The following is a 3,078-nucleotide window of genomic DNA, read 5'->3' as shown; positions in this document are numbered from 1 at the left end:
CAGTGGCTCTAAAAAATCCATAATATCGCGATGTCTCGCGTGTTTCTGTACAAGCTCAAGCAAAGCGATACGGCGATGCTGCATTATTTCATCGTCCGAAATGACGGTGACATCAATCAATGGAAAATCTTGAGTATAAAGTCCCTTAGCTTGGTCTGGGTTAGCAAAGCCTTTTAACCAATTCATCTCATAGGGGTAAGGCGAGACTTTACCATGGTAAAACTGTATTGGGATGACCAGTGGCAAGTGCTCATGGCCTGCTTCAAGATGTTGCTGCATGGTAGCAATAGCGTAGCGCATCAGCCTAAATGCCATGTTCTTTTCAGGGCGACTTTGATGTTCGATTAACGCGTAGATGTATCCTTCTCCCTGAGGAGTATTGAGAGAGTAGAGTACATCTGAGTAATAAGGGCGTAGGCTTTCTTCTATGAAGCTGCCTGACTCAAGTTTTAATGTGGTCAAATCACAGATATCACGCAGCTTTGTTGGCAGGTGAATATCCAGCAAATCCTTAGCGGTTTCTGGGTGAGTCAAAAACTGCTTAAAGAGTGCATCGTGTGGGGTTGGCGTTGTCTTTTTCATTTTATTATCTTACCGCATAGAGATGGCTTGTTGGCGCTAATTTTCGGTGTATATTGTGTATCATATGTTAAATACGCCTATTAGCTTTTGCTTTTGCAGTGTTGGGGAACCGCTTTGTTAGTAAGTGGCGGAGGGCCCTTTAATTAACGACGAGCTCTTTAAAAGGTTGTCGGTTATGTATCCAAATGTGAAGGTTCGTGTTCGCTATGGAACAAATAATCAATTGGAAATTTTTGCGAAAAAGGATGAAAAGAAGACAGCCAATCGTATTATCGAAGAAGCATTTAATGAAGCGGATGAGTGGTTGTTACAGGAGTAACAAAGCATTACAGAGTCGTGCTATACTGTTAGCGGGTGCTCTTGGCTGTTTGCCATGAGCAATCATTTAAACATTTTTGTTTGTGACAGATAGACAAAAGCCCCGAAAGTTAATTAAAACTTACGAGGCAATGTATGTACTTCAACACTACAAATATTAGCCTCTTTATCACTAGGAGGCAACAAAAAATGCCAACGAGTAAAATAGCCCTAATGGGCTTGGTGGTGATTTGTTTCACCGTTCTGTGTGGACTTTTTATTGTTCGAGACTCGCTCTGCGAGGTTCGATATAAAGATGGAAGTACAGATTTCCTAGCACGCTTTGTTGTCTACGAAATGGTAAGGTAGCTGGGCAGGAAGGGGCGTAAGCCTCTTCCTGATTCAGTGTTGTGATTCAGGAAGAGGTGCACCCAAATCTTTTTTCTTCATCGAGAGTGCTTATGAATTTTCCAGGAGTAATGCAAGGCTATTCTATTTTGCAAACATCTCAAAAGATGGCTAATGAAGCATCGTCATCTTTGGCCTCTCAAAGTAATCAAAGCCCCCTAAATGAACTTGAAGCATCGAAAAAAGAACAGAAGCCTGATCCTATTAATGACTTAATACAACTTAAAAATGCCGAATCCTATAATCAAGTTGGCGCAAATGTTGTGCATAGGACAGATGAAATGATTGGCACGACTCTTGATATTATGGCGTGAAGGTTCACAGGTATTTAGAGAGTCGTGAATATCAGTCTTCCCATTAAACCGAAAAGACTGATATCTTAATTTTGCGGACTAATGAGAAAGCTGGGCTATTTCGTCTTTAGTCAGGCCTGTAACGTCGGCAATATTGGCTGGTTAAAAATCGAGACTAATCTTGCTCATTACGAATGAAAGGGGAGTCCTCTCCACTTAAGTCTAGCTCTGAGTAATGGGCACTGAGAAGTTGAGTGATAGCACCGCGCCAGCACTTCTCCGTGGTTTGGCTTTAAATCAAGTGACTCCGTAACGAAGAACGGCTCCTGATTGGGAGCCGTTAGTCAGTCAAGGGGAGCCACTTAAAGCCCTAGCGAACCCTAACCGTTCTTATTTGGCGCGGTAATACATTGCTTGTTTTTACCTGACTAACTCTACTTTTACTTGATGCTCTTAAATCGAGTTGGCGGGTAGCATGCTCAGCTTCCTCTACGCTCATCCCAAGATGTATATGATAAAGATCTCGAGCCATTTTCTGATGTTTTTTTAAAGTCATATTTTATATACCTTTTTATTTTGACCATAAAAATACAACCATTGCACAACATAACAAGAACAAATTGCTTACACTTTGATGTGCATCAAAATTCACAGCAACCGAACCATTGCGCCTTACCTAATAACAACAAAAATGATGTTCTAACTCCCCCAAATCAGTCAGCGCTAATTTTCGGTGTATATTGTGGCTATTACGTTAAATCAACCATTGATTCCCAGTAAAAACTTTTAGAGCTATAATTTAATTGTGGCTGTGGGTAGCTCCCTATGGGTTGGAAACGTTCGCCAACCCTTGCCACAACTTCAACGAACGAACCTAGAACGAGGTTATTATGTGCGAAAAGCAAAAACGAATAGATGAGCTTGAAAGCGAACTGGCTCAAAGCCACCAAAGAGAAGCTGAACTGTTTAAGACCATAGCTGAAGGGAAAAATCACGAGTCTCAAGTTAAGTGGAGGCCGTGGCAAATGATGGTGGTCGGGATGATAACCCCAACACTTCTCTCCTTAGCTGCGCTAATCACATCTCTGATTAAGTAGAACATCAAACACAAGAGTCTCATCCATTGGATGGGGCTTTTGCGCTTCATGGGGTTCTACATTTGCAAATGTGGTGTTTGTTGGCGTAATTTTCGGTGTATATTGTGTATCATATGTTAAATAGACCAATTGGCTCTGCTGTGTTTGGTTAAACTGATTAATAGTTGTAACAGAAGTAACAAAGAATGGAGGGGGGGAGGTGAATATCAGTCTTCCCATCAAACTGAAAAGACTGATATCTTAATTTTGCGGACTAATGAGAAAGCTGGGCTATTTCGTCTTTAGTCAGGCCTGTAACGTCGACAATGGATTGTGGTTCGATGCCATTTAGCATCATTTTAATCGCCATCTCCTTTAGGGCTTCTTGACGCCCTTCTTGACGTCCACGCTGCTCACCTTGT

At 41.7% G+C, this 3,078-nt stretch carries 5 protein-coding genes; 4 read left to right on the top strand and 1 reads right to left on the bottom strand.

Translation table 11 applies throughout. From position 1 onward, the window contains the following. On the bottom strand, positions 1-582 hold a 582-nt coding region (locus tag BCT49_RS15510), incomplete at its 3' end, for an Rpn family recombination-promoting nuclease/putative transposase (RefSeq protein ID WP_133151660.1). Positions 583-706: 124 nt separating this feature from the next. Between BCT49_RS15510 and BCT49_RS15505 the strand changes: the two genes are divergently transcribed. The 4 genes from BCT49_RS15505 (at position 707) to BCT49_RS15485 (ending at position 2,677) form a co-directional block, all read left to right on the top strand. Next, entirely contained in the window at positions 707-901 is a 195-nt protein-coding gene (locus BCT49_RS15505; protein WP_277869424.1) for a DinI-like family protein, read from the top strand. Positions 902-1,089: 188 nt separating this feature from the next. Beyond that, the gene (locus tag BCT49_RS15500) at positions 1,090-1,248 is read left to right on the top strand and encodes a Hok/Gef family protein (RefSeq protein WP_102436389.1); all 159 of its coding nucleotides are present in this window, start codon (positions 1,090-1,092) and stop codon (positions 1,246-1,248) included. Positions 1,249-1,340: 92 nt separating this feature from the next. Continuing rightward, complete coding sequence (locus tag BCT49_RS15495) at positions 1,341-1,601, top strand: hypothetical protein (protein ID WP_133151659.1); 261 nt, start codon at positions 1,341-1,343, stop codon at positions 1,599-1,601. Between the two features lie 869 nt (positions 1,602-2,470). Next, complete coding sequence (locus BCT49_RS15485; protein WP_102436381.1) at positions 2,471-2,677, top strand: hypothetical protein; 207 nt, start codon at positions 2,471-2,473, stop codon at positions 2,675-2,677. Positions 2,678-3,078 lie beyond the last annotated feature (401 nt).

Origin of the sequence: Vibrio lentus (assembly GCF_002875945.1) — a bacterium.
Lineage (GTDB): Bacteria > Pseudomonadota > Gammaproteobacteria > Enterobacterales > Vibrionaceae > Vibrio > Vibrio apostichopi.
This window is presented reverse-complemented; position numbering and strand designations above follow the sequence as displayed.

Bases quoted from the DNA above. Each gene is read 5' to 3' on its own strand.
- BCT49_RS15495 (WP_133151659.1), top strand. From the start codon at position 1,341: ATGAATTTTCCAGGAGTAATGCAAGGCTATTCTATTTTGCAAACATCT.
- BCT49_RS15500 (WP_102436389.1), top strand. From the start codon at position 1,090: ATGCCAACGAGTAAAATAGCCCTAATGGGCTTGGTGGTGATTTGTTTC.
- BCT49_RS15485 (WP_102436381.1), top strand. From the start codon at position 2,471: ATGTGCGAAAAGCAAAAACGAATAGATGAGCTTGAAAGCGAACTGGCT.